Annotated in this window: 17 protein-coding genes, 1 tRNA gene and 2 pseudogenes (1 of these 20 only partly in view); 6 read left to right on the top strand and 14 right to left on the bottom strand. The window is 62.5% G+C overall.

Annotated features, from left to right (window positions below; translation table 11 throughout):
- Positions 1–140: 140 nt before the first annotated feature.
- From rsxC to rsxA, 3 genes are read right to left on the bottom strand one after another with little or no spacing between them, the layout of a single operon-like run.
- Positions 141–1,736 (bottom strand): electron transport complex subunit RsxC, encoded by a 1,596-nt coding sequence (rsxC, locus tag THIVI_RS09360; RefSeq protein ID WP_014778349.1) that lies wholly within the window; start codon positions 1,734–1,736, stop codon positions 141–143.
- Complete coding sequence (gene rsxB / locus THIVI_RS09355) at positions 1,736–2,308, bottom strand: electron transport complex subunit RsxB (protein WP_014778348.1); 573 nt, start codon at positions 2,306–2,308, stop codon at positions 1,736–1,738. The genes rsxC and rsxB overlap by 1 nt, the downstream gene beginning before the upstream one ends.
- 11 nt (positions 2,309–2,319) lie before the next feature.
- A complete protein-coding gene (gene rsxA, locus THIVI_RS09350; protein ID WP_014778347.1) occupies positions 2,320–2,901 on the bottom strand; it encodes an electron transport complex subunit RsxA in 582 nt (193 codons plus the stop codon).
- A 936-nt stretch (positions 2,902–3,837) separates the two neighbouring features.
- On the opposite strand from rsxA, the gene THIVI_RS09345 reads away from it, so the two are divergent.
- From THIVI_RS09345 to THIVI_RS09335, 3 genes are all read left to right on the top strand, one after another.
- Positions 3,838–5,214, top strand: coding sequence for an MFS transporter (locus tag THIVI_RS09345; RefSeq protein ID WP_014778346.1), 1,377 nt, complete (start codon positions 3,838–3,840; stop codon positions 5,212–5,214).
- A gap of 174 nt (positions 5,215–5,388) precedes the next feature.
- The gene (glmS, locus tag THIVI_RS09340; protein WP_014778345.1) at positions 5,389–7,221 is read left to right on the top strand and encodes a glutamine--fructose-6-phosphate transaminase (isomerizing); all 1,833 of its coding nucleotides are present in this window, start codon (positions 5,389–5,391) and stop codon (positions 7,219–7,221) included.
- A gap of 216 nt (positions 7,222–7,437) precedes the next feature.
- Positions 7,438–9,732 (top strand): DUF1631 domain-containing protein, encoded by a 2,295-nt coding sequence (locus THIVI_RS09335; protein ID WP_014778344.1) that lies wholly within the window; start codon positions 7,438–7,440, stop codon positions 9,730–9,732.
- Positions 9,733–10,131: 399 nt separating this feature from the next.
- Here THIVI_RS09335 and THIVI_RS09330 read toward each other — a convergent pair whose 3' ends face one another.
- Positions 10,132–12,270: an ATP-binding protein gene (locus tag THIVI_RS09330; RefSeq protein WP_014778343.1), complete on the bottom strand. Its 2,139-nt coding sequence runs from the start codon at positions 12,268–12,270 to the stop codon at positions 10,132–10,134.
- 331 nt (positions 12,271–12,601) lie between these two features.
- Between THIVI_RS09330 and THIVI_RS09325 the strand changes: the two genes are divergently transcribed.
- Entirely contained in the window at positions 12,602–13,492 is an 891-nt protein-coding gene (locus THIVI_RS09325; protein WP_014778342.1) for a phosphoribulokinase, read from the top strand.
- Between the two features lie 64 nt (positions 13,493–13,556).
- Here the strand turns inward: THIVI_RS09325 and THIVI_RS09320 are convergent, their stop codons facing one another.
- The 7 genes from THIVI_RS09320 to THIVI_RS09290 all read right to left on the bottom strand — a co-directional run bounded on the left by THIVI_RS09320 (position 13,557) and on the right by THIVI_RS09290 (position 19,462).
- Positions 13,557–14,018, bottom strand: coding sequence for a hypothetical protein (locus tag THIVI_RS09320; protein WP_157174417.1), 462 nt, complete (start codon positions 14,016–14,018; stop codon positions 13,557–13,559).
- Between the two features lie 30 nt (positions 14,019–14,048).
- The gene (locus tag THIVI_RS09315; RefSeq protein WP_014778340.1) at positions 14,049–15,485 is read right to left on the bottom strand and encodes an SPOR domain-containing protein; all 1,437 of its coding nucleotides are present in this window, start codon (positions 15,483–15,485) and stop codon (positions 14,049–14,051) included.
- 140 nt (positions 15,486–15,625) lie between these two features.
- Complete coding sequence (locus tag THIVI_RS09310; protein ID WP_014778339.1) at positions 15,626–16,054, bottom strand: FKBP-type peptidyl-prolyl cis-trans isomerase; 429 nt, start codon at positions 16,052–16,054, stop codon at positions 15,626–15,628.
- A 160-nt stretch (positions 16,055–16,214) separates the two neighbouring features.
- Positions 16,215–16,994, bottom strand: coding sequence for a trypsin-like peptidase domain-containing protein (locus THIVI_RS09305; RefSeq protein WP_014778338.1), 780 nt, complete (start codon positions 16,992–16,994; stop codon positions 16,215–16,217).
- 124 nt (positions 16,995–17,118) lie between these two features.
- A complete protein-coding gene (locus THIVI_RS09300; protein WP_014778337.1) occupies positions 17,119–18,336 on the bottom strand; it encodes a D-alanyl-D-alanine carboxypeptidase/D-alanyl-D-alanine-endopeptidase in 1,218 nt (405 codons plus the stop codon).
- A 128-nt stretch (positions 18,337–18,464) separates the two neighbouring features.
- A tRNA-Ala gene (locus tag THIVI_RS09295) sits at positions 18,465–18,540 on the bottom strand.
- Positions 18,541–18,655: 115 nt separating this feature from the next.
- The gene (locus THIVI_RS09290; protein WP_014778336.1) at positions 18,656–19,462 is read right to left on the bottom strand and encodes a cytochrome C assembly family protein; all 807 of its coding nucleotides are present in this window, start codon (positions 19,460–19,462) and stop codon (positions 18,656–18,658) included.
- 143 nt (positions 19,463–19,605) lie between these two features.
- Here THIVI_RS09290 and ffh point away from each other — a divergent pair, with 143 nt between their 5' ends.
- Positions 19,606–21,012: a signal recognition particle protein gene (gene ffh, locus THIVI_RS09285; RefSeq protein WP_014778335.1), complete on the top strand. Its 1,407-nt coding sequence runs from the start codon at positions 19,606–19,608 to the stop codon at positions 21,010–21,012.
- Positions 21,013–21,023: 11 nt separating this feature from the next.
- Positions 21,024–21,896, top strand: coding sequence for a penicillin-insensitive murein endopeptidase (gene mepA, locus THIVI_RS09280; RefSeq protein ID WP_014778334.1), 873 nt, complete (start codon positions 21,024–21,026; stop codon positions 21,894–21,896).
- Between the two features lie 61 nt (positions 21,897–21,957).
- On the opposite strand, the pseudogene THIVI_RS09275 reads toward mepA, so the two are convergent.
- From THIVI_RS09275 to THIVI_RS09265, 3 genes and pseudogenes are all read right to left on the bottom strand, one after another.
- A pseudogene (locus THIVI_RS09275) lies at positions 21,958–23,068 on the bottom strand (IS5 family transposase).
- Between the two features lie 122 nt (positions 23,069–23,190).
- Positions 23,191–24,384: a twin-arginine translocase subunit TatC gene (gene tatC / locus THIVI_RS09270; protein ID WP_014778333.1), complete on the bottom strand. Its 1,194-nt coding sequence runs from the start codon at positions 24,382–24,384 to the stop codon at positions 23,191–23,193.
- A 458-nt stretch (positions 24,385–24,842) separates the two neighbouring features.
- A pseudogene (locus THIVI_RS09265) lies at positions 24,843–25,062 on the bottom strand (IS5 family transposase) (it continues 893 nt past the right edge of the window).

Below are 25,062 nucleotides of genomic sequence, written 5' to 3'. Positions count from 1 at the left end.
TCAGGCATACCACGAACGGTTTCAGGCACACCACGAACGGCTTCAGGGGAACTACGAACTACGAACGGTTTCAGGTTCAAACCCTTGCCCCTTGCCCCTTGCCCCTTGCCCCTTGCCCCTTGCCCCTTGCCCCTTGCCCCTTAATCCCCCGGCGTGGCGGCCTTCTTCGCCGCAACCCGCTGGCGGGCGGCTTCGATCATGGCCTTGCGCGGATCCTCGCTAGCCGCGTCCGGCGACGGCTTGGCTTCAAGCGCCGCTTTCTGCCTGCGCAGACGGTCTTGGCGCTCGTGTTCCTGCCGTTCCAGTCGCGCCTGTTTGGCCTCGTGACGGGCGCGGGCCTGTTCGGCCTTGCGTTTTTCCTGCTCGCGCGCATACACCTCGGTCTTGGCGTAGCGGTAATACTGGACCAGCGGGATGTGACTCGGGCAGACCTGGGCGCAGCAGCCGCACTCGATGCAGTCGAACAGGTTGTAGTCCTGGACGCGGTCGAGATCCTTGGCGCGGGCGTGCCAATATAACTGTTGAGGCAACAACTTGGCCGGGCAGACATCGGCGCAGCGACCGCAGCGGATGCAGGCCAGCGGGGGGCCAGGATCGGGGCTCTCGGCGGCGGTCAGGGCCAGCAGACAGTTGGTTCCCTTGGTCAGGGGAGCCTCGGGATGACTCAGCGCGAAGCCCATCATGGGGCCGCCGCAAATCAGTTTGCGAGGTGTCTCGCGGTAGCCGCCGCAGTGCGCGATCAATGCGCTGGCGGGCGTGCCGATGCGGACCTCCAGGTTACGCGGGGCGGCGATGGCCCGACCCGTCACGGTGACGATCCGCGAGATCAGCGGGCGCCCTTCCAGTACCGCGTCGGCGACCGCCGCCGCCGAGGCGACGTTCTGGCAGACCATCCCGATGTGCGCCGGAAGTCCCTGGGTCGGTACCTCGCGGCCGGTCAGGATGCGGATGAGCTGCTTCTCGCCGCCGCTCGGATAAAGCGTGGGGATGGGGACGACCTCGGTGGCGTCGCGCAGATCCGTCTCGGAGAGGGCGTCGCGCAGGGCCGCGATGGCCTCCGGTTTGTTGTCCTCGATCCCGATCAACACCCGCGCGGCTCCGAGCAGATGACGCATGATCCGCGCGCCCTCCAGGATCCGATGGCCATGCTCGCGCATCAGGCGGTCATCGCAGGTGATATAGGGCTCGCACTCGGCACCGTTGAGGATCAGGGTCTGGATCTCGCGGTCGGTTCCGGGGCTGAGCTTGACGTGGGTCGGGAAGGTCGCGCCGCCCATGCCGACCACGCCGGCCCAGCGGATGCGCTCGCGCACGATTTGCGGATCGAGCCGGGGGTAGTCGGGCAGGGGCGGCGGAAGCTCGGCCCAGGTGTCCTCGCCATCGGTCTCGATCACCGCGCACAGGGCGGAGAGCCCCGAGGGATGCGCGACCGGACGTTCCTCGATCGCGATCAGGATGCCCGAACTCGACGCATGCACCGGGGCGCTGATGTAGCCGTTGGCTTCGGCGATGGTCTGGCCCTTAAACACACGCTCGCCGACGCCAACCAGGGGGCGGGCCGGGGCGCCAAGATGCTGTTGCAGCGGGATGACGAGAAACCGGGGTAGTGGCGCAAGCTCGACCGGCGCGGCATTCGACAGCGCCTTTTCGTCCGGGATATGGATGCCGCCATGGAAGGTCCAGAGCCGGCGGTTGGCGCCGAACCAAGGCACGGAGCGCAGGCGCGCGAGAGCCATCAGGCAGCCTCCCGCCGTTCGGGTTGCGCGTCGGATTCCACATCGGGCGGTTCGCCGGGATAGGGCCAGCGCCAATGGGGGATATCCTCGGACACCGGAACCATGCGGATGCAGTTCACCGGGCAGGGCGGCAGGCAGAGTTCGCAGCCCGTGCACTCGGAGGCGAGGACGCCATGCAGCTGCTTGGCCGCGCCAATGATGGCGTCCACCGGACAGGTCTGGAGACAGAGCGTGCAGCCGATGCAGGATTGCGGATCGATGACCGCGACGGCCGGGTGTTTCTTCCGGGTGCTGGGGGCGACCGCCTCGCGTCCGAGCAGGTCCGCCAGCGCCAGTGTCGTTGCCTCGCCGCCGGGCAGGCAGAGATTGAGATCGGCCTCGCCCCGGGCGATCGCCTCCGCGTAGGGGCGACAGCCGGGATAGCCGCATTGTCCGCATTGGGTCTGGGGCAGCAGCTTGTCGATCTGATCGGCGATGGGATTGCCCGCGACCTGAAAACGGATCGCCGAATATCCGAGCAGAACCCCGAAGACGACGGCAAGCGCGGCGATGGCGAGGATGGCGGTCAGCATCCGGGCGCGGCTCAGTTCGCGACCAGTCCGGCGAAGCCCATGAAGGCGAGCGACATCAGACCGGCGGTGATCAAGGCGATGGCGCTGCCCTGGAAGGGTTCGGGCACATCCGCGACGGCGACCCGTTCGCGGATTCCGGCAAACAGGGTCAGCACCAGCGAGAAGCCCACGGCGGCGCCGAAACCGGACAGGAGCGCCTCGACCAGGGTGTGTTCCGACTGCTGATTCAGCAGCGCGACGCCGAGCACGGCGCAGTTGGTCGTGATCAGCGGCAAAAAGATGCCCAGCACCTGATAGAGCATCGGGCTGGTCTTGCGCATGACCGTCTCGGTGAATTGGACCACGGCGGCGATGACCAGGATGAAGGCGATGGTGCGCAGATATTCGATGTCGAGCGGGACGAGCAGGTAGCGATCGACCAGCCAGGCGATGAACGAGGAGAGGGTCATCACGAAGGTCGTCGCCAGTCCCATCCCGGTGGCGGTTTCCAGTTTCTTGGAGACGCCCATGAAGGGGCAGAGCCCGAGAAATTTGACCAGCACGAAGTTGTTGACCAGGACTGTGCCGACCAGGATGAGCGCGTATTCAGTCATGCGGTCTCGTCAGATACGGGGCGGTTTGGAGACAGGGGTGAGGTCGGTCGGGTTCCTGGGCGATTTCCGGTCGATCGCGCTCCTGGGGGTGACATGGAAGCTGTTCATGGTTCGACCCTTCGACAAGCCTGTCCTGAGCGAAGCCGAAGGGCTCAGGACTCACCACGAACGGTTTCAATGTCGCCACGAATGGCTGCAGGGTCGCCGCGAGCGCCAGCAATGTCGCCGCGAACCGAGGCAATCCGGTTATGGCTTTCCCAAAAATCGCCTCAGGAGAATACGCCACGCGCTTTCTTGCTACAACCGAGGTGCGGTAGGGTTATCGAAACGCTCGGAGGATTTCCCGTTCGTCCTGAGTCTTGAGTCTTGAGTCTTGAGTCCTGAGTCCTGAGTCCTGAGTCCTGAGTCCTGAGTCCTGAGTCCTGAGCCCTTCGGCTTCGCTCAGGACAGGCTTGTCGAAGGGTCGAAGGGTCGAAGCCTGTCATGAGCCCAGTCGAATGGGACGGACGGGAAATCCGGGCCTCGGCGCCTGAAGCCGTTCATGGTTCGACAAACTCACCACGAACGGCTTCAGGCAGGGGGCGGTGGGCGGTCGGTCGGTCGGTCAAACGCTCGGAGGATTTCCCGTTCGTCCTGAGTCCTGAGCCCTTCGGCTTCGCTCAGGACAGGCTTGTCGAAGGGTCGAAGGACGGACGGGAAATCTGGGACGCTGGGCGTGCGAAGCCGTTCGTGGTTCGAGGGCCTCACCACGAACGGCTTCAGGGCCTCACCACGAACGGCTTCAGGGCTTCACCACGAACGGCTTCAGGGCCTCACCACGAACGGCTTCAGGATCTCACCACGAACGGCTTCAGGCAGGCGGCGTCGTGTAACATAGCGCCATCCAAAAACCGCTGGCGGGCGGGCGTACCTCCCGGTCCAGACCAGAGGCCCGTCATGCCTATCGAATCCGCCGACTCGAGACGCTTCCGGCGTCTGCGCTGGAGCATCTTCGCCATCCTGATCCTGGCCTATATGACGGTGTATTTTCACCGCATGGCGCCGGGCGTGGTGGCGGCGGATCTGATGGCCAGCTTCCAGACCAGCGGGGCGGCGCTCGGTTCGCTGGCGGCGATGTATTACTACATCTACACCGCCATGCAGATCCCCGCCGGGGTGCTGGCGGATACCCTGGGGACGCGCGTCGGGGTGGCGCTGGGCTGTCTGGTGGCGGGGGCCGGTTCGATCCTGTTCGGGGTCGCCGAGACCTTCGATGCCGCCGCGACCGGCCGCTTTCTGGTCGGGCTCGGGGTCTCGGTGGTCTTCGTCGGACTCATGCGCTCCAACACCCAATGGTTCAGCGAACGCTCCTACGGCGCGATCAGCGGGCTGACGCTCCTGCTCGGCAACATCGGCTCCATCCTGGCCGCCGGTCCGCTGGCGGTCCTGCTCGTCGCCGCCTCCTGGCGTCATGTTTTCGTCGGGATCGGTATCCTGTCCGTGCTCATCGCGCTGCTGACCGCGCTATTCGTGCGCAGCCGGCCGGAGGACGCGGGTCTGCCCTCGGTGCGCGAGTTGGAGGGATTGCCGGCACATCCCGCGCGCCATCGTCACTGGCTGCACGATCTGCGCGGGGTCTTTGCCACGCGCGCGGTCTGGCCCAGCTTCTTTATGATGTTCGGAGTCACCGGCAGCCTCTTCGCCTTCGCCGGACTCTGGGGCGTGCCGCTGATGCGCGACGGTTTCGGGCTGGCGCGGACCGAGGCGTCGCTCTATACCACCGCCGCCCTGACCGGTTTCGCGCTTGGCTGCTTCGTCATGGGTTGGCTGTCGGACCATCTGGGTCGGCGCAAGCCGGTCATCGTCGGGGCTAGCGGGCTCTCGGTGCTGGTCTGGCTGGCGCTGATTCTACTGCCCTGGGGGCCGGGCTGGAGCGGGTTGACGCTCTATGCGCTGCTCGGTTTCGCCGCTGGCGGGTTCGTGGTGGGCTATGCCGCGGCCAAGGAGGTGGTGCCGCCCGGCGTGGCGGGCATGGCCATCGCGCTGGTCAACACCGGGCTCTTTCTTGGGGCGGCGATTTTGCAGCCGGCTTTCGGCTGGACGCTGGATCTCACCTGGGACGGCGCGCTGGTCGATGGGGTCCGTCAGTACGCCCTGAGCGATTATCGCCACGGCCTGTGGCTTTCCAGCGGTTTCGCCCTGCTGGGTCTGGCGGCGGCTCTCTTCGTGCGCGAGACGCGGTGCCGGAATCTGACGACGGCATGCGCGTCCAGCATGACCGAGGCGGTTTCGGGTAAACTCGACGGCGTCCAAGCCAGTGCCCGTCGTCCTTGACCCGATGGCGATTTCCGGGAAGAACTCGACCGAGTTTCCGTGCGTTCCGAGTCCTGAGTTCGTCGAAGTGCTGAATTCGTCGAAGGGTGCACCGCGAACGGATTCCAGTTGGCGTGCTTGTTCCAGGAAATCGCCTCTCGCCCCCCTCTCGCAACATTAGGGAGACCCAATACCATGTGCGGAATCGTCGGCGCTATTGCGCAACGTCCGGTCGCGGCCATCCTGCTCGAAGGTCTGCGGCGCCTCGAATATCGCGGTTACGACTCCGCTGGGATCGCGGTGCTCGATCCCGTGGGTACGCTCAACCGTGCCCGCACCCTCGGCAAGGTCGCCCGCTTGAGCGAGGAGGTCGCCGCCCAGCCGCTGCCCGGAACGCTGGGCATCGCCCACACGCGCTGGGCCACCCATGGCGAACCGGCAACCCATAACGCGCATCCGCATATCTGCCGCGACCGCTGCGTGCTGGTCCATAACGGGATTATCGAGAATCACGAGATTCTGCGTCGGGAGCAACGCGCGGCGGGGCACCGCTTCACCTCCGAGACGGATACCGAGGTGGTGGTGCACGCGCTTTACGATGAACTCATCGCCGGACACACGCTGATCGACGCGGTTCGTCAGGCGACGGTCCGTCTGCGCGGCGCCTATGCGCTGGGCGTCATCGACATCCAGGATCCGGACCATCTGGTCGCCGCCCGGCAGGGTAGCCCATTGGTGATCGGGGTCGGCTTCGGCGAGCATTTCATCGCCTCCGATGTGTTCGCCCTGCTGCCGGTCACCAATCGCTTTATCTTTCTGGAAGAAGGCGACATCGCCGAACTGACGCGCGAACGGGTCCGTATCTGGGACCGCGACGGGCTGCCGGTCGAGCGCCCGGTCAAGACCTCCTCGGTCGCGGCGGAGTCCGCCGAGCGGGGGGAATACCGGCATTTCATGCTCAAGGAAATCTTCGAGCAGCCGCGCGCCATCGCCGACACCCTGCAGGGTCGGCTGGTCGGCAATCGGGTGCTGCCGGAAGCCTTCGGCAATCAGGCCGCCGAGCTGTTCAGCGCCATCGAGGCGGTCACCATCGTGGCCTGCGGCACCAGTTATCATGCCGCGCTCGTGGCCAGTTATTGGATGGAGGCCATCGCCGGGCTGCCCTGTCGGGTGGAGGTCGCGAGCGAATATCGCTATCGCGCGCATGTCGTCCCCCAGCATGCGCTGTTCGTGACCATCTCCCAGTCCGGCGAAACGGCCGACACGCTGGCGGCGTTGCGTCTCGCCAAGGCGTCCGGTTATGACACCACGCTCGCCATCTGTAACGTGCCCGAAAGCTCGCTGGTGCGCGAATCCGATCTGGTGCTGCTGACGCATGCGGGGCCGGAAATCGGTGTCGCCTCCACCAAGGCCTTCACGACTCAACTCGTGGCCTTGCTGTTGCTGACAGCTGTGTTAGGGCGTTTCCAGCGTCTCGATGAGGTGGGCGAGGCTCGGGTCGTGGCGCTGCTGCGTGCCTTGCCGGGGAAGATCGAAGAGGTGCTGGCGCTCGACGACCGCATCGCGGCGCTGGCCGAGCAATTCGTCGACAAGCATCACACCCTGTTTCTGGGGCGTGGCGAACAATATCCCATCGCCATGGAGGGGGCGCTCAAGCTCAAGGAAATCTCCTATATCCACGCCGAGGCCTATCCGGCCGGCGAACTCAAGCATGGCCCGCTGGCGCTGATCGACGAAGACATGCCGGTTGTCGTCGTCGCGCCGAACAATGCCCTGCTGGAGAAACTGAAATCCAATCTGGAGGAGGTGCGCGCCCGTGGCGGCCAACTCTATGTCTTCGCGGATTTTCAGGTGCCCATGGAGGAGGGCGACGGGGTCACCGTGATCCGCCTGCCCGAGACCGACGACCTGATCGACCCCGTGGTGTTCACGGTGCCGCTTCAGCTTCTGGCCTATCATGTTGCCGTGCTCAAGGGCACGGATGTCGACCAGCCGCGCAATCTTGCGAAATCGGTCACGGTGGAGTAGGCGCGGACCGCGAGGAATGTTATTGGGTTGGCATTCGCCGCCGGCACGGCCTCCTATACTCTGGCTCAGGAACGCCGCCGATGACTCATCGCCCCCGACGCTCGGTCAGGTGGATGCACCCAGCCGCCTGCCCGTTCGCCCCGCGTGAGACACCCTGGCATGCATTCCCGGCAATTTGCTGAAATCGAAGATCATCGACCCATGGCCGAGACACCGATGTCGAATGTCATCCCATTTGGAGCCCATGACAACTCTTTGCCCAAAGAGATGCCAACGGCGATGCCGGAGGATGCGCGGTCCATCCTCGCGACCTGCCGCGACCGACTGGCGCAGGGCGTCATCGCGGTCTTTGTCAAGCATCTCGGACGTGCGAACGACGAATTTCTGGGCCTGGCGGATCGCGCCATCAACCTGGAGCAGCAGCAGATCTGCTTCGCCGCCATGCACTTTATCGCCAATCGCGCCCAACCCCTGCTGGATCGGTTTCAGAAGATCTATGTCGCCGCCTTCGACGCCAGCGTGGCCGGATTGGGCGGTGAGCGTCCCCGCTCCAGTCCGCGCGGGCTTGACGAACTTCAGCTTATCGATACCGAGGAGTTCGAGCAGGATCTGGCCATCGGAAAGGTGTCCACGCGCGCCGCCTTCAATTGCTCCCAGCAACTCGTCGCGCTCGACCGTCGTCTCGCCGTTCTGCTGCGTTTGCAGCGCATCGGGCAGGACGAAAACCCACTGTATCCAGGCCATCTGTTCAGCGCCATGCTCCAGGCATTGACCGAGATGGATGTCGACCGCGAGCTTTCGCTGGCGCTGCTCCAGTCCTTCGAGCGCCAGACGGCCAACGAACTTCCCGGTCTCTATGCCGATCTCAACCGCCATCTGGCGCAGTCGGGCATTCTGCCGACCATCCCGCTGGGCGCTCCCCAGTCGCTTTCGGACGCTCCGTCCGCAGGTCAGCCGGGCGGTTCCGGCATGGCCTCTGGCGGTTCCGCCGAGCCGTATCGGGGCGCGTCGCTCGGCCAGGGTTCGGCGTCCTATGGCGCCGCGTCGGCCAATGTCCAACAGGATATCTTCAGTCAGCTGCTGCAGGCGATCCAGACGGCGAATCCGCTCCACGCGCCAGCCAATACCGGATGGCCGTCGGCTCCGAGCGCGGGTCTTGGACCGTCGCCGTCCGCGAACGTCAGCGTTCATCAATTGGTCGATGCGCTCAGCGGTCTGCAGCGCGGTCAGGCGGACCCCCAATCCATGCCAGGGCTGGGGGCGGTCAGGATCGATCCCGACCGCGGCAATGTCCTGCGGCAGATTCGCTCGACGCCGATGGCCAATTGGTCGCATCCCATGGATGCCATGACCATCGACATCGTTTCGATGCTCTTCGACGCGATCTTCAACGACCCCGATCTCTCCGCCACCATGCGCGCCGAGATTGCGAAATTGCAGATTCCGGTGCTCAAGGTCGCGCTTCTCGACAAGAGCTTTTTCTCCGACCGCAAGCATCCTGCCCGCCATCTGCTCGACGTTATCGCCAATTCCGGGATTGGCCGCGGCGAACACGACGAACCGCGATTGACCCAAAAGATCCACGCCATTGTCGAGAGCGTAGTCAGCGGCTTTGACTCGGATATCCAGATTTTCGCGACTCAGGTCCAGAAACTGGAGGAGTTTCTGCAGGACGAGGATGGCCGCGCCCAGGGCAAGGCCACTCAACAGGTCGCCAAGCTCGAACATGACGAGCGTTCGGAGATCGCGGCGAGCCGGGTCAACGAGGCCATCGCGCCGCGCGTCCAGCGGAGCCAGATTCCGCGGTTGATCGTGGCGTTTCTGGAGCGCCATTGGCGCCAGGTACTGACGGCGATCTTCATCCGTGCCGGGGACACCGGCGCGGAGTGGGCCGAGGCCATTCGTCTGATGGATGAATTGATCTGGAGCGTGGAGTCGAAGAGCGGCGCTCAGGAGCGCGACCGGCTGCTGGCCCTCCTGCCCGACCTGCTCAAACGGCTGCGCCAGGGTCTCGAACGGGTTCAGTTGGATGGCGCCTGGGACGACTTCTTCAGCGAGTTGATCCGTCTGCACATGGCGGCCCTGCGCAATGATCCCGCGCCCGACGCCGGGCCTTCCGAGGGTCAGGCGTTATCGTCGCAGCCCCTTCCCTGGCCGGGCGAGACCGGGATGACCGACAGCGTCGTTCAACCGCCGCCTGCCTCTGCTCAGGCGCCCCCCGAAGGTACGGAGGATCGTCATCTGCGGCTGGTCCAGGCACTCGAAGTTGGCGCCTGGATCGAATTCCAGAGCTTCCGCGGTACCCGCAACACGCTCCGGCTGAACTGGGTCAGCGAGTTCAAGCGTGTCTATTTGTTCACCAACCGTCAAGGCGAAAACGCCATGACTCTCGCGGCGACGAGTCTTGCCGAACACTTGCGCAAGGGAACCGCACGCCTGCTCAGTCAAAATCCGCTCACCGACCGCGCCGTCGCCCAAGTGTTGGAAAAGATCAAGCCGCCGACTCCGTGAACAGCAATTCTCGGTTTGCACGTCACGGTATGAGCCGTGGTGTCATTGAAGCCGTTCGTGGTGACTGCTTTGAAGCCGTTCGTGGTGACTGCTTTTGAAGCCGTTCGTGGTGAGGTTCTCGAACCACGAACGGCTTCAGACGCCGAGTCTCGGATTTCCCGTTCATCCTTCGAGAGCCTCAGGACGAACGGGAAATCCTCCAGCGTGTCGAGAGCTTCGGGACGAACGGGAAATCCTTAATTTCATGGCAGTGAGCCGAAGAGATCATGATTCCTGCGCCATTCGATGCGATTGTCGGACAGAAATCGTGGCGCCGGCTTCTCGCCGGCGCAGATTTTGATATATGGATATCAGTTTGGACGGCTATATCGTCACTTGCCAGCCGGGTTCGTATCGAACTCACGCTGCCATTGGCGGCTGCGGAAGCGCCAGACGCTCCACGGTCTGGCGTAATTCATCCGGATTGACCGGCTTGGCGAGAAATCCATCCATGCCCGCGTCGAAACAGGCTTGCCTGACATCCGCCGCCGCGGTGGCCGTCAGCGCGACGATCGGCAATGGATACTCCGGAGCAAGTGTCCGATATCGCTTCGCGAAGCCGATGCCATCGAGCTTCGGCATATGAAAATCGACGATGGCGATCTGATAGCCGCCGTTCAGGGCCGCCGTCAGCGCGGCCTCGCCATCGCGAAAACGCTGGTTCGCGAATCCCATCTTGGTCAGAAAGGTGGTGATGACCTTTGCCGCAATCTCATTGTCCTCAGCGACCAGGACGCGAATCGGCCGCGCCGAAGGCGGGTTTTCGCTTGGGGCAGACACGGATTCATCCTGGCGTGCCCGTGTCGCGACATCCGCCGGCGCGCGACCGAGCAGGGACTCAATGGCGTCCACCAGATCCTCGGCCAAAAACGGTTTATTCAGACAGGCCACGCCCGGCGGCGGCGCGATCAACTGGTGCCCCGGATAGCTCAGCAGGAGACAGGGCGGATGCTCGCCGATGGACTCCCGGAGGTTGGCCAGTGCGTGCCCCAGGTTATGGACCGCCGGGACATCGGAGAGGATCGCCAGGGCGATGTCGCGCTCGCCCGGAATGGTGTCCATGGGGCTGGACGCATCGATGTCCTGGATTCCCGCCACGCAGCGAACGATGGCCGCTTCGCGCTCTAGAATCGCGCCAATCAGCGCGCGTTGCATCGGATTGGACTCGATCGCCAGCACGCGCAGTCCGCGCAGTCTGGCCGCCGATGGCGTGGGGGAGGGGAGAGCGCCGTCGCCGAGCAGGGGGAGACTGACCCGAAAGCAACTGCCCCGGCCTTCCTCGCTCTCGACCGTGATGGTCCCTCCCATGAGCAGGGTTAACTCGCGGGCGATGGTCGTGCCCAGGCCTGAGCCGCCAAAGCGGCGGGTCGTGGAGTCGTCGGCCTGACGAAAGCTCTCGAACAGGGTGGGGAGTTTGTCTTGCGGGATGCCGATGCCGGTGTCCGCGATCTCCAGCAGCAGATAGGGACGCGAGAGCGTCGCGTCCGGCGCTCGGGCGCCGACCCGCAGCGAGACCTGGCCCTGTTCCGTGAATTTGATCGCGTTGCCGATCAAATTGAACAGGATCTGACGGACCCGCAATGGATCGCCGGTGGCCTGGCCGGGGACATCGGGGTCGACCTGGCAGATGAGTTCCAGGTTCTTCGACAGCGCGAGACCCACCAGGATTTCGCAGACGTTTCGCAACATGGCGCGCGGGTCGAATGGAATGCATTCGAGCGTCAGCTTGCGGGCGTCGATCTTGGAAAAATCCAGGATATCGCCGATCAGACTGTTCAGTGCCTGGGCTGAACTCGTGATCGAGTCGACATAATCGCGTTGTTCCAGGTCGAGTTGGGTACCCTTGAGTAGCGTGGCCATGCCGATCACGCCGGTGAGCGGCGTGCGTAGCTCATGCGTCATGAAGGCCAGAAAATCCCCCTTGGCCTGGTTCGCGCGCACGGCATCCTCGCGCGCCTGTTGCACCTGGCGCAGCAATGACGCCTGGTAGAGCGGCAAGAGCACCAGCAGGAGCAGAAAAAAGGCGGCCTCGAAGGTGTGCCGGCGCCATTCGTCCAGTTCGATCAGGACGAAGTTATAGGCGACGACCGCCACCACCGCGGCGACGATCAGATGCAGCTTGCCGAAGCGGGTGCCGGCGGAGATGAAGATCAGGATATAGAGCAGGTAAAAGGGGCTGATCGCCTCGCGGGTGAGAAAAATGGCGAGGCTGACCGCGATGATGTCGAGACTGAGCGCCAGAAAACACCGGGCCGGCCAGACGGGACGACGGGCCACGCTGATCAGAAACAGGAGATTCGAGATCAGGTACAGCGCGAACAGGGTCAGATAATTGGGGATATCGACTCGGTAATAATCGGTCCAGGCACCGAGTCCGATATAGAGCGCGCCGAACAGACAGGCCGTGATCCGGACGGTCGCCGATTGAAATTCCGGGTTTTTTTGTAACTCGGGCGATACGCCGAGACGCTCGCGAAACCGCGCTCCCCATCCATTCATTCGTTCTGTGACTCCATTCCAATTCCGGATGGCCCAGACCGCGAGATCCGGGGCTGAATTAGCCGCGCGAGTGGGGATCGAAACGCGCCTGGCGTTGACGATCATGAGTAACAGTACGACGACTGAGCCTGGATGTCGAACGCGACGTTGCGAAGATCCTGTCAGGAGTAGCCCATAAGGGGAATTGAAAAATCCGCTTCGAGGCGCCGCCGAATACCTTCTCGCGTCACGATGGAAGATCCCTCTCATGGTATATTAGCGCATCATTTCGCACTGGTTCTCGGGTTATGGACCCGGATGCGAAGATCACGAAGAAAACGGGGAGAGACTCATGTCCAAGAAACATCCGATTGTCGCCGTCACCGGATCCTCCGGCGCGGGCACCACGACCGTGAAGCGCGCGTTCGAACACATCTTTTATCGCGACGGCATCAGCGCCGCCGTGATCGAGGGCGACAGCTTTCATCGCTATAACCGCGCGGAGATGAAGGCCGAGATGGCGCAGGCCGCCGAAAAGCACGTCAATCTCAGCCATTTCGGTCCCGAGGCGAATCGCTTCGACCTGCTCGCGGAACTTTTCCACGATTACGGCGAGCGCGGTAACGGGAAAAAGCGTTACTACATCCACAGCGATGACGAGGCGATGCAACTGAATGCCCGTCTCGGCACCGATCTTTCTGCCGGGCAGTTCACGCCTTGGGAAGATCTCCCGCCCAACACCGATCTGCTGTTCTACGAGGGCCTGCACGGCCTGGTGGTGACCGAAGATGCCAATGTTGCCCAGCATGTGGATCTGGGCGTCGGCGTGGTTCCCATCGTCAACCTGGAATGGATCCAGAAGATCCAGCGCGATAATCTGGAGCGCGGTTATTCCGCCGAGGCGATCGTCGACACCATCATGCGCCGGATGCCGGACTATATCCGGCATATCACGCCGCAGTTTTCGCTGACCGACATCAACTTTCAGCGTGTGCCCACGGTGGATACCTCCAATCCGTTCATCGCGCGCGATATCCCGACGCCCGACGAAAGCTTCGTCATCATCCGTTTCAAGGATCCGGAAAAACTGCAAGTCGACTTTCCCTATCTCCTTGCCATGATCCACGATTCCTTCATGTCGCGCCGCAATAGCATGGTGGTGCCGGGCGGCAAGATGGGCTTCGCGATGGAGGTCATCCTGCAACCTATCATCGAGCGCATGATGGATGCGCGGAAGGTCTAAAACGAATCGCCCCTGCTCTCTCCGAGGGCAGGGGCGGCGTGAAGTGCTGGCGGACTTGGGATGGTTATCCGCCATCTTCTGACAATTGCTTTCTTAAAGCGACGATCCGTTCTCCCAAGGTTTTCATCTGATCGATCTGATCCTGAAGATAATCCACTTCTTCCTTTAGGCGCTGCATGGATTGCGATTTTTCGCGCATGCCGCGTAACTCGGCCAATGCCTGTTTGAGTTCAGTCGAGCCCTGCTCGCGACGCATCAGTACCTTGCGCGGGGTCACGGAATTGCTCGCGATGTCGGTGCGCGTGCTGGGATCGGAGCGATAGATTCGATCCAGGATCACATCCAGGTCGCGGTCAAAATGATTTGAGGATTCTGGAAACATCACTTTAGGCGGCTTGCTCGGAATTGATCGAACCATCGAGGGATGCCGGATGTCATCCAGGGCGTTCAGGACGACAAGGCGCTCGGGTTCAGTATACGCAAGGTCGCTGCCTCGATACTGTGTGTTGGTTCCAGGAATTGACATCCGTCGGCAACGCCAGCTCGCAAGCGCGATTCAATTGGAACCCGTCTTCAAAAGCGACAGGGAGTCATCGGGGGCGAGCTTGCGAACCCAGGGAGCCAGCTTGACCAATTCCGCGGGCAGTCTCGCAATCTCCTCATTTGCCGATTCGCGGCTTGCATGCAGGCTGTGAATCAAGACGAACCAGGGGCGGCCCCGATAGGTTTTTTCCTGGTGATACACTTTGGCCGGTAGCGGGAAACGCCGGGCGAAATCCAGAAGCTCTTCAAACGAAAAAAAGCCAATCAGTTGGAGCGCGTAGGGCGTTTGGCCGACATCGATCAACTCTGAGGCCGTGGATGCAGCCGGCTCGTCGCTGGCTTCCTTCTCGGTCAAGGGTAAGACGGGTTTTGGCGACGTGATTGCTTCCGTGGTTGGATGGATGTCCGGTGCCGTCGAGGATCCGTCGGGTGTGGATATGGTCTCCGGCGGAGCTGCAACCGCCGGCTTGTCGGTCGGGGCGTCGTCGGTCGACGCATCCTTCCCGCGATCGGCGATCTCCGTCTCGGCGGCCAGATCCGGCGGTTGCAGCTCCGCCGGCTCGTCGGTCGGGGCGTCGTCGGTCGACGCATCCTTCCCGCGATCGGCGATCTCCGTCTCGGCGGCCAGATCCGGCGGTTGCAGCTCCGCCGGCTCGTCGGTCGGGGCGTCGTCGGTCAACGCATCCTTCCCGCGATCGGCGATCTCCGTCTCGGCGGCCAGATCCGGCGGTTGCAGCTCCGCCGGCTCGTCGATGGGGACGTCGTCGGCCAACTCCTCTTGAATGGGCGCCGGACCGGGCTCGGTGGGAACTGGTTGGTCGATCGGTGTGGCGATGGCCGCGACCGGTACGTTCTTGAGGTTGTCCAGCGACGCGGAAATGGATTGGATCGCGATGGATAAGTGCGACAGTTTATCTTGCGTCAACCGGCTCTGCATGACGCCTTCGGGAATCTGGGTCTGGAGTTGTCCGACCATGTGCCTGAGTTCGGCAACTTCGTCGACCAGCGTTTGACGGTTCTGGTCGAAGCGGACATAAAAATAGGCCAGGGAAATCGCAACCAGAATTCCGAACAGCAAAAGGATGCCGGTCAGCATCGCCCCCTTGCGTTTCAGAAGATCAGCCATCTCATCGCGATGGCTTTGCCAGGTGCGCTGGAGTTGACTGGCGGTGAGACGTCGGTCGTCATCGACATCGGCAATCCGTGATACCAGCGCGGACTCGGCGGTCTTGAGGTCGACTCTTTGCTGTTCCAGGCTGGTCGAGAGCCTGGCCATCTGGGCCGCCTGTGTCGCCAGATGTTTCAGAATGTCGCGACCCGGCGCGTTTGGCTCGCCTGGGTCGCTGGCGAGTTTGACGGCTTCGGGCTGCAATGGCTTGGAGTGTCGCGCGGAAGAGATGTCGTCTTGGTTCGGTTGATTCCGGCGATCCAGATCTTTGTCGTGTTCCATGGAAAATTCATCCAGATGATGGCTGATGGCGAATCGGCGAGCGACGAGATCGATGCCTGCCGAACGCTTCCCCGCCATTCGTCGCGAGGATCCGGTCGGATCGGCGACCAGTCTCTATTATCCCGGATCGACCGTGACCACTAGCGAATCGCCAGCAATTCCAAGGCGAACGTCAAGTCCCGGCCGGCGAGCGGATGGTTCCCGTCGATCGTCACCAGTTCCGAGTCAAAAGACTTGACGACGAACGAGATGGGTATCCCATCGGGGCTCTCCGCGCTCAGAATCAAGCCTTCGTGGAGTTCGATGTCATCCGGGATCGCGGTGCGGGGAACCTCCTGGGTCATCTCGGCCCGATAGGGGCCATAGGCATGATCGTAGGCGATCGTCACGGTTTTGGACTCGCCGACCGACATCCCGAGCACCGCCGACTCGAAGCCGGGGATGACGTTACCCTCGCCGAGGGTGAATTCCATCGGTTCGTGGCTGACGGTCGAGTCGAAGCGCGTGCCGTCATCGAGCGTTCCGGTGTAGTGGATTCTGACGGTATCGCCGAGTTTGGCGTCGGACATGAAAAAGGCACCCGTGCAAGAAGTTGGAGTTGACCACGGATTCGCGACCGAGCGTTGGCTCCAAGGCCGGTTGCCCATGCGATCGGCGACCGATTCAGTTCACCTCTAACACTCTAGGATAGCCCGCCGACGAGTGCAAACCGGTTTTGACCGGGCGGATTCAACGACGCCCGATCATCCGACTCAGGGCCGTCCGGGCGCGGTTGCTGGGAACGGCGAAGCCGATGCCGACGTTGCCGCCGCCCGGACCGATGAGCGCGGCGTTGATGCCGACGACCTCTCCGGCCAGGTTGATCAGCGGACCGCCGGAATTGCCGGGGTTGATGGAGGCGTCGGTTTGGATCAGTTCGCCGAGCTGGTTGCCGGCGATCCGGCTGCGTCCGACCGCGCTGACGATTCCCGAGGTCACCGTCTGCCCCAGACCGAAGGGATTGCCGATGGCGATCACGAAGTCGCCGACCTCCAGTCGATCCGAGTCGCCGAGCGGCAGGGCGCGGATCCTTACGGGGGGAATCTTGAGGATGGCGACATCGGTCGCGGTATCGGAGCCGAGCAATCGCGCCCGGAAGCTGCGCCGATCCTTCAGTGTGACCATGATGGTCGTGGCGTTCTTCAGCAGATGGTCATTGGTCATCACATAGCCATGCGCCGCATCGACAATGACCCCCGAACCCACGCTCTGGCGCTGCTCGGGTTGATCCAGATCCGGAACCGTCAGACCGAAACGATCAAGGAAACGACGGAAATCGGGGTCTCGCAGAAAGGGATGGTCATCCAGCGATGCCTTGGACTCCACAGAGATGTTGACGACAGCTGGCGTGACCTGTTGCATCAAGGGGGCGAGGGAGGGATAGCTGGCGCCTGCTTTCCAATAAGGAAAGCCGCCAGGATGGGGCGCGGCCGACCGGTCGGTGGCGGTGGTGCAAGCCACCAGCAGCATGGCGAGCGCCAGTGGCCCAGATCGTATCGCCTGGATGCCGGCGCGGTGGAAATGACGCGATCCTGGGGCTGATTCTGGCACGGAGTAAAATCCTGTTGACGCGAGCGGACAAGCGGTTTGTCGATCAGCGTGCCAGGTTGCTCGCGACGCGCTGCCTAAGCGTGTATTCCACTGGCTGATTGATCAGCAGCGCGAAGGGCAACCAAGCGCTCTCGCGTCGCACATACCCAGCGTAGCAGCTCACGCCACGCAGCGTTCCAGTCTTGGCGCGCACGTTCGGGTTGCCATCCTGTTCCGACAGTAGATCACGATAAGGAGCAAAGGCATCCAGCAACTCGACGAGTTGCCGTGCGCTGAGTCGGTTGCCACGCGACAGGCCGGCGCCATCCTCAATCCTGAATTCGCGCCAACCGAAGCGGCGACGCGCGAAGTCCGTCATTTTCAGTCTGGCGGAGGCCATGCTCACGCCGGTGTTTCCCTCCGGGTCCGCCAGTCGCAGAAAGAGTGAGTTGGCAATGAAGTTATTGGAGAATTTGAGCATGGGTTCGACGATCTCCACCAGGGTGCGGCTGTTGGCGTGGCGATAGAAGCGCTTGGCGTGACGTGGCATGGGGGCGATTTTTCGCTGATCTCCGACGCGCACCCCCGTCTGTTCCAGCTTGGCGGCCAGCAATTCGCCGAAATAGCGCAGCGCAACCTCGCGTTCGCGCAGATTCACCCGCTGCTTGCCAGCGGCGCCGGCCAGTCCGAAGCGACGGGCGGTTGCGGTCAGCGGAGTTTGGGGCTCGGCACTGTGCACCTGATCGCCAGTGCGAACCAGATTGAGCGTATTGAAATTGGCCGCCAACGCGGTGACCGGCGCGTCATAAGGGTTATCCGAGGAGGACCGTCCGGCAATCTCCACGTCCGGGCCGAAAAAGCTGTCATCGATGCCGATACCGGCGACCTCGCGCAGCCCTTTGGATTTGAGCGCGGCGACCATCCGATCCAGTTCCTCCGACACGAGATAGGGGTCGGCATAGCCCTTCACCCAGAGCCCATTGGCGTCATCGCGGTGAACGTCGGTCAGGAAGCGATACTCCCGTCCCCAGGTTTCCAGTGCCGCAAAGGCCGTCAGCAGCTTCATGGTCGAGGCCGGGACGCGTGGTGTGTCGGGATGATGAGCGACCAGATCGCGCCCACGCTCCTCAAGCAGCAGACTGGCCTGGTCCATGCCCTTGACCTGAGCGACCGGGTCCGCCGCCATGGCTGGCGGGATCGATAGCGCCAGCGCAAGCAGAATCGGTAGGGCGTTAATCCAGTGACACGGACGGGAAACGAGGGGGTGGGTCAGTGGTTTCATCCTGGACTCAGCGCGTTTCGATTAAAGAACCCTGCCGAGAGCAACAAAAGCCCACAACGCTCAGGGCAATAAAAAACCCGCAATGAAGCGGGTTCGACTCTCAAGATGGTGTTGAATAGTTAGTCGTTTGGTGGAGCCGAGGGGGATCGAACCCCTGACCTCCGCATTGCGAACGCGGCGCTCTCCCAGCTGAGCTACGGCCCCATGATTGAACATCCAGTTCATGAATCGACTGGCGACCCACGAAACCGGTCGACTTCGCGACCGGTCAATTCTGCATCTTTTTGGCGCTTGGATACAAGGCCCAGTTTAAACGGAATCACGTTTTCAGAACAAATTCCAGGACCGCCTTGGTGCCGAAATAGGCGAGGATCAGGATGACGAAGCCGCCGAGTGTCCAGATAATCGCCGTGCGGCCGCGCCAGCCCTTGCGGAAGCGGCCGATCAGTAGACCGCCGAACACCAGCCAGGCGAGCACCGAGAGGACGGTTTTGTGCACCAGATGCTGGGCGAACATGTTTTCCAGAAAGGCGAAGCCGCTCAACAGTGCTAGCGTAAGCAGCACGAAGCCGGCGGTGATCATCTCGAACAGCAGGCTTTCCATGGTCTGAAGCGGTGGCAGGGTGCGGATAAAACCGCTGGCCCGACGCCGACGCAGATGGCGATCCTGTACCGCGAGCAGGATTGCCTGGACGGCGGCAAGCGTCAGCAGGCTGTAGGCGAGCATCGATAGCAGGACGTGGATCTTCAGTGCCCAACTCGCCGTGGGGCGCAGAAAACCAACCTCGGCAAAATTGGTCTCCAGGACGATGCTCAGGGCCGCCACGGGCAGGAGGATCAACCCAAGATTATCGACCGGTTTGGTCAGGCTGGAAACAAGCAGCAGGGCAATGATTGTCCAAGTGGTCAGCGCCAATGCGTGATAAAAGCCCAGATTGAGCCCCGCGCTGCTGAAGATACTATCCCACAACAGCCAGCTATGCAGGGCCAGGCCGGCGAAGCCGACGAAGATGGCGAGATTGCGTTCGGGGATCCATCCCTCCTTGCGAAACAGGCGCAAACCGATCAAGGCGGTGGCAGCCAGGTAGCTGAGGGTGGCGACGGCGGCAAGGAGGGTATGAGTCATAAGCTCGACAGCATTGTGCAAGTGAAAGTGAGGCTGAAAACGACGCGGGGCGTTTCGTGCGTCATATTATACTCGTAAGTTATACGCTACATAGCGGACGGCTACACTTTATGGCTGCCCGCTATCTTTATTGAGGTCGGATCATGTTCGAGAATCTCCAGGACCGTTTTGAAGGCGTCCTGACTAATCTGCGGGGGCAGGGTCGCCTGACCGAGGACAACATCAAGGAGACCCTGCGCGAGGTGCGCATGGCCCTGCTGGAGGCGGATGTGGCGCTGCCGGTGGTGCGCCGGTTCGTCGAGGAAGTCCGCGAGAAGGCGCTCGGCGAGGCGGTGACCCGGAGTTTGACCCCAGGTCAGGTGCTGATCAAGATCGTCAACGACGAACTGGTCAGCATCATGGGTCAGGCCAACGAGCAGCTTGACCTGACGACTCAGCCGCCAGCGGTGGTGCTGATGGCGGGCCTGCAGGGTTCGGGCAAGACCACCAGCGTGGCCAAACTCGCCCGCTGGCTCCAGGAAAAACAGAAGAAATCGGTCATGGTGGTCAGTTGCGACGTGTACCGTCCGGCCGCCATCGAACAGTTGAAGACGGTTGCCGCCGAGGTGGGTGCGGAGTTCTATCCCAGCAGTGGCGACCAGGATCCGGTCGAGATCGCCAAGCGTGCCCTGGACAGCGCCCGCAAGCATTATAAGGATGTGCTGATCGTCGATACCGCTGGCCGTCTGCATGTGGACGTGGCGATGATGGACGAGATCAAGGCCATCCATGCCGCTTTGAATCCCATCGAAACGCTCTTTGTTGTCGACGCCATGACCGGCCAGGACGCGGCCAACACCGCCAAGGCGTTCGACGAGGCGCTGCCGCTGACGGGCGTGATCCTGACCAAGACCGACGGCGATGCGCGCGGCGGCGCGGCACTCTCGATCCGCCAGATCACGGGCAAGCCGATCAAGTTTCTCGGCACGGGCGAGAAGACGGCGGCGCTCGAACCCTTCCATCCGGACCGGGTCGCCTCGCGCATCCTCGGCATGGGCGATGTGGTTTCGCTGGTCGAGGAGGTCCAGGCCAAGGTCGACCGGGACAAGGCCGAAAAGCTGGTCAAGAAGCTCAAGAAGGGAAAGGACTTCGATCTGGCCGACTTCAAGGAGCAGTTGGAGCAGATGAACCAGATGGGCGGAATCGCGAGCCTGATGGAGAAGCTCCCCGGCATGGGACAGATCCCGGAGCATGTCAAGAATCGGGCCAATGACCGAGAGATGGGCAAACTGGTCGCCATCATCAACTCCATGACCCTCAACGAGCGCCGTTTTCCGGCCGTCATCAAGGGCTCCAGAAAGCGCCGGATCGCGGCCGGTTCGGGGACTCAGGTGCAGGACGTGAATCAGCTGCTGAAACAGTTCATGCAGATGCAGAAGATGATGAAAAAGATGAAGGGCGGCGGCATGGCCAAGATGATGCGGTCGATGCAGGGCCGGATGCCGCCGGGCTTCGGGCCGGGCGGCGGCTTGCCGCCAGGTGGGATGCCGCCCGGCGGGTTTCCGATGTGAGGCCGGTTCGGATGTTCAACGCCAAGATTCCGCATCGTTCGGACAGAGCCATTCATGCGCCGGTGTTTGGCGCGCTGCTCTGTCTGTGGCTTCCCGCGTCGGACGGACTGGCTAGCCCCTGGGCGGCGGCGAGTTCTCCCAGCCGGGGGCCGGTCCAGGTTATCGGGGGCGTGTCCAACGGCTGTATCGGCGGCGCGGATGCACTGCCGGAAACGGGCGCCGGTTATGTCAGTATCCGGCGCTATCGCAATCGCTATTACGGTCACCCCGAGTTGCTCCGGTTCATCCAGGAGATGGGACGTGCCCAGCAGCGTCGGCGCGGTCTTGCGATGATGGTCGGCGATCTCAGTCAGCCGCGCGGCGGACTCATGTCGACCTCGCATCGCAGTCATCAGAATGGTCTGGACGTGGACATCTGGTTCACGCTGGCGGCTTCGCCCGCCGACGCCAGACGACGGATGGACCAGCAGCCCGACCCTCGGAGCATGGTGCGCCCCGGCGGTCTGTCCGTCAGCGATGCCTGGGGCGAGGATCAGCGCTTTCTGATCGAAACCGCCGCGCGTCACCGCTCGGTGGACCGTATCTTTGTCAATCCGGCGATCAAGCGCGAATTGTGCCGGAGCGCGACTGCCGATCGCGGCTGGCTGCGCAAGGTGCGCCCTTGGAAGGGACATGACGCCCATTTTCATGTGCGTCTGGTCTGCCCCCCCGGGAGTCCGCAATGCGAACGGCAGTCCGCGCTGCCGGCCGGAGATGGCTGTGGCGAGGAACTTGCCTGGTGGTTCAGCGAGGAGGCCCGCAAGCCCGTCAAGAAAAAGCCCGGCCAGGGTTCTGGCGCGCCCGTTCCGCCAGCGTCCTGTCGCGCGATCTTGAATGGTTCGTGAATCGTCAACCGCGCCCATGACCACAACAACAAGTCCCGCCCTTAAGAGGGTGTAGACAAAATCAAACCGTTGTGGTCAACCGCCGCAGCAGGATGCGCGCCTCCGCCAGCCAAACCCAGGTTTCGGAGACCGCTGGCAGACGGTCATGATGCATGATCAATCGACGGGCACGCTCATTCCACGCATGGGTGCGCTCGACAACCCAGCGCTTCGGCAGCGGAACGAAGCCGTCGGCGTTGGCGATCACCACTCGGTCAGGCGCCCCGTCCACGTGCCAGGAGCCAACGCTTTTGTTGGCTGGATGGCGCACGACTTCCACGCGGATCGCGTGGGTCTGCTCGGTGGTTTGGGCAAATTGACCGGCGTAGGCGCTATCGACAAACAGCGTGTTGAGTCTGGGGGTACTTGGCGGCCGCGTCAGCGACGGCGCCCGAGGCGGCATCGCGGTCCTGAAGATTGGCCGCGACCACGCTCACCGCCAACTCGAACCCCAAGGTACTCGACCACCAGGCTGCGCTTGCGCCCCTTGACCTGCTTGCCCGCATCAAAGCCGCTCGGTCCACCCTGCGGCGAGCCGCGGGTCGATTGCGCATCCAGCACCGCCGCCGTCGGCGCGATCTCACGCCCCTCGCGTTCGCGCCATTGCCCCCGCAGTCGATCATGCATCTGCTCAAACTTCCCAGCCGCACTCCAACGGCGAAACGTCTTGTAGACATTCTGCCAAGGCGCGAAATCGTGCGGCAGCATCCGCCACGCGCACCCCGTGCGCACCACGTAGCAACACGCCTCCAGGATGCTCCGGCGCGACACGCGGGGCGGTTGACCCCGCCCGCCCGGCATCTCAAAGAGAGCGGCGACCAAGTCCCACTCCGCATCGGTCAGACAACTTGGGTAGCTTTGGTCGGGGTCGTGGCGACGATGCGCATCCGTATACCCATACCGACGCGGCGTTGCGCGCGCTTGCGCCTCGAGACCACTCTCGCCCCGGAGGCGCGTGACGCCCGCCTCCCGCAAGGACTTGCGAATCGTGGCTTCATGAGCCTCGATTCCCGTCCGTGCCGCGAGTTCCCGGGCAATCTCTGACAGCGTGAAGGTCGGGCGATCCGTGACAATTTGACGCAATACCGCTTGCTCCGCCTCGTGAATCTTGGGGGACGACCAGCTTTCGACATCAGCGCACACCAGCTCAGTTGTAGACTGGTATACAAATAGCAGCTCAATTATTTTTGTCTACACCCTCTAAGGGCGGGACGTTTTACCGAGAATTGTTGAACGAATCGTCGAAGATTGGCGCTCAAGTATTGTCGAGTTGTTGGAGAATATTGCGCGCGACCCGTCGCTGGTCCGCGTCGCCTTCCTCAAGAACCTCATAAAGGATCTGGCGCGCAGCGAAATCGTTGCTCAAGTCGCGTAGCCGATTTGCGCGCAGGATTTTTTCCTCGACTGAATTGATCGCTCCCGTGCTTGAGTTCGGCGCCTTTTCCTTTTGGGATTGCGATGCGTGCGCTTGATCGGCATCCAGCAGATCCAGTTCCACTTCCATTTCCTCATCCGTCATCGGCCGCCAGCGGTCAGGGTCGTCGACATCGCCCGCGAGATCACGGCCGATCTCGCTTCCGGCCACCGTCTTGCCGGTGGATGTCCGAGCGGGGGCGTTCCTCGCGGTTTTCGATCCCGCGAATGAACTGGATAAGGCGCCGCCACCTGGTGGCGGCGGCGTCGAATCGGCCCCCTCTCCGCGATTTCCACGCTGACGTAGCAGGAGACGCGAGAAAATAATTCCGAGTTCGAACAAGAGCCACATGGGCAGAGCCAGCATCGTCTGGGAGATCACGTCCGGAGGGGTCAGCAGCATGCCGATGATGAACGCGCCGACAATGACATAAGGTCGCTTTTGGACCAGGGTTTCGGGGGTCACCGCGCCAACCGCAACCAGTAGGATCGTGGCGACAGGGATCTCGAAGGCGAGACCGAAAGCAAAAAACAGCGCCAGCACAAAATCCAGGTAGGCAGCGATGTCGGTCATCATTGCGACGCCTTCGGGTGTCGTGCCGGCCATGAAGGCGAAAACTAACGGGAACACCACGTAGTAAGCGAAGGCCATGCCTAGATAAAACAGAAGAATGCTTGAGACCAGGAGAGGAATCGCGAGGCGTTGCTCATGCTGATAGAGCCCTGGCGCAACGAAGGCCCAAAGTTGATAGAGCAGATAGGGCATGGCGAGGAAGACGGCCGCCACAAGCGCCAACTTGAACGGTGTGAGGAAGGGCGAAATCACCTGTGTCGCGATCATGGTGTTGCCTTCGGGCAACTGGGCGATCAAGGGGCCGGCAATGTAGGTATAAATGTCGTTGGCGAACGGGAACAGCAGCAGAATCACCACGCCAATGGCAATCAGCATGCGGATCAGTCGATCGCGCAGTTCGGCCAGGTGCGAGATGAATGGCTGTTCGGCGCCCGGGTCATCGGGTGGTATCGCGGAAGACATCAGGAATGCCCAATATAGAGTGACAGGAAGAACGCGGAATACCGCTTGGCCGCGAGACGAAACCGGCGGAGTATGTTTTCGGGCGATGTCCTACGCTAGGGAGTGAATCCACTCGCCACCCCTTGAGTAACGGTGCAGCATCCGAAATTCGTTTTATAAGTTCAGAGTTACGCGCCTGGCGGTCGTGAATCATAGCGTAATCACGCGGGCTCTGGCAGTTCGCCGTGGTTTGACGCAGCAATTCTCAGTTTGAACGTCACTGTATGGGTAGTGGTGTCCCTGAAGCCGTTCGTGGTGAGGCCCTCGAACCATGAACGGCCTCACGCGCCGAGGCCCCGGATTTCCCATCCGTCCCGAGTCCTTCGGCTCCGCACCTCGCGCACCTCGCGCTCCTGGTGCTGCGCGAAGTCGAAGGGAGCCGAAGCAAGGACAGACCCTGTGAGAGGGTGTAGACAAAATCAAACCGTTGTGGTCAACCGCCGCAGCAGGATGCGCGCCTCCGCCAGCCAAACCCAGGTTTCGGAGACCGCTGGCAGACGGTCATGATGCATGATCAATCGACGGGCACGCTCATTCCACGCATGGGTGCGCTCGACAACCCAGCGCTTCGGCAGCGGAACGAAGCCGTCGGCGTTGGCGATCACCACTCGGTCAGGCGCCCCGTCCACGTGCCAGGAG

Origin of the sequence: Thiocystis violascens DSM 198 (assembly GCF_000227745.2) — a bacterium.
Taxonomy (GTDB): Bacteria; Pseudomonadota; Gammaproteobacteria; order Chromatiales; family Chromatiaceae; genus Chromatium; species Chromatium violascens.
The sequence above is the reverse complement of the archived record's forward strand: the minus strand, read 5'-3'. Positions and strand labels throughout refer to the sequence as shown.

Coding starts and splice junctions, on each gene's coding strand:
- ffh (WP_014778335.1), top strand. CDS start 19,606: ATGTTCGAGAATCTCCAGGACCGTTTTGAAGGCGTCCTGACTAATCTG.
- THIVI_RS09310 (WP_014778339.1), bottom strand. CDS start 16,054: ATGTCCGACGCCAAACTCGGCGATACCGTCAGAATCCACTACACCGGA.
- THIVI_RS09300 (WP_014778337.1), bottom strand. CDS start 18,336: ATGAAACCACTGACCCACCCCCTCGTTTCCCGTCCGTGTCACTGGATT.
- THIVI_RS09325 (WP_014778342.1), top strand. CDS start 12,602: ATGTCCAAGAAACATCCGATTGTCGCCGTCACCGGATCCTCCGGCGCG.
- THIVI_RS09315 (WP_014778340.1), bottom strand. CDS start 15,485: ATGGAACACGACAAAGATCTGGATCGCCGGAATCAACCGAACCAAGAC.
- glmS (WP_014778345.1), top strand. CDS start 5,389: ATGTGCGGAATCGTCGGCGCTATTGCGCAACGTCCGGTCGCGGCCATC.
- THIVI_RS09305 (WP_014778338.1), bottom strand. CDS start 16,994: ATGCTGCTGGTGGCTTGCACCACCGCCACCGACCGGTCGGCCGCGCCC.
- tatC (WP_014778333.1), bottom strand. CDS start 24,384: ATGTCTTCCGCGATACCACCCGATGACCCGGGCGCCGAACAGCCATTC.
- rsxB (WP_014778348.1), bottom strand. CDS start 2,308: ATGCTGACCGCCATCCTCGCCATCGCCGCGCTTGCCGTCGTCTTCGGG.
- THIVI_RS09290 (WP_014778336.1), bottom strand. CDS start 19,462: ATGACTCATACCCTCCTTGCCGCCGTCGCCACCCTCAGCTACCTGGCT.
- rsxC (WP_014778349.1), bottom strand. CDS start 1,736: ATGGCTCTCGCGCGCCTGCGCTCCGTGCCTTGGTTCGGCGCCAACCGC.
- THIVI_RS09330 (WP_014778343.1), bottom strand. CDS start 12,270: ATGAATGGATGGGGAGCGCGGTTTCGCGAGCGTCTCGGCGTATCGCCC.
- THIVI_RS09345 (WP_014778346.1), top strand. CDS start 3,838: ATGCCTATCGAATCCGCCGACTCGAGACGCTTCCGGCGTCTGCGCTGG.
- rsxA (WP_014778347.1), bottom strand. CDS start 2,901: ATGACTGAATACGCGCTCATCCTGGTCGGCACAGTCCTGGTCAACAAC.
- THIVI_RS09335 (WP_014778344.1), top strand. CDS start 7,438: ATGTCGAATGTCATCCCATTTGGAGCCCATGACAACTCTTTGCCCAAA.
- mepA (WP_014778334.1), top strand. CDS start 21,024: ATGTTCAACGCCAAGATTCCGCATCGTTCGGACAGAGCCATTCATGCG.
- THIVI_RS09320 (WP_157174417.1), bottom strand. CDS start 14,018: ATGTCAATTCCTGGAACCAACACACAGTATCGAGGCAGCGACCTTGCG.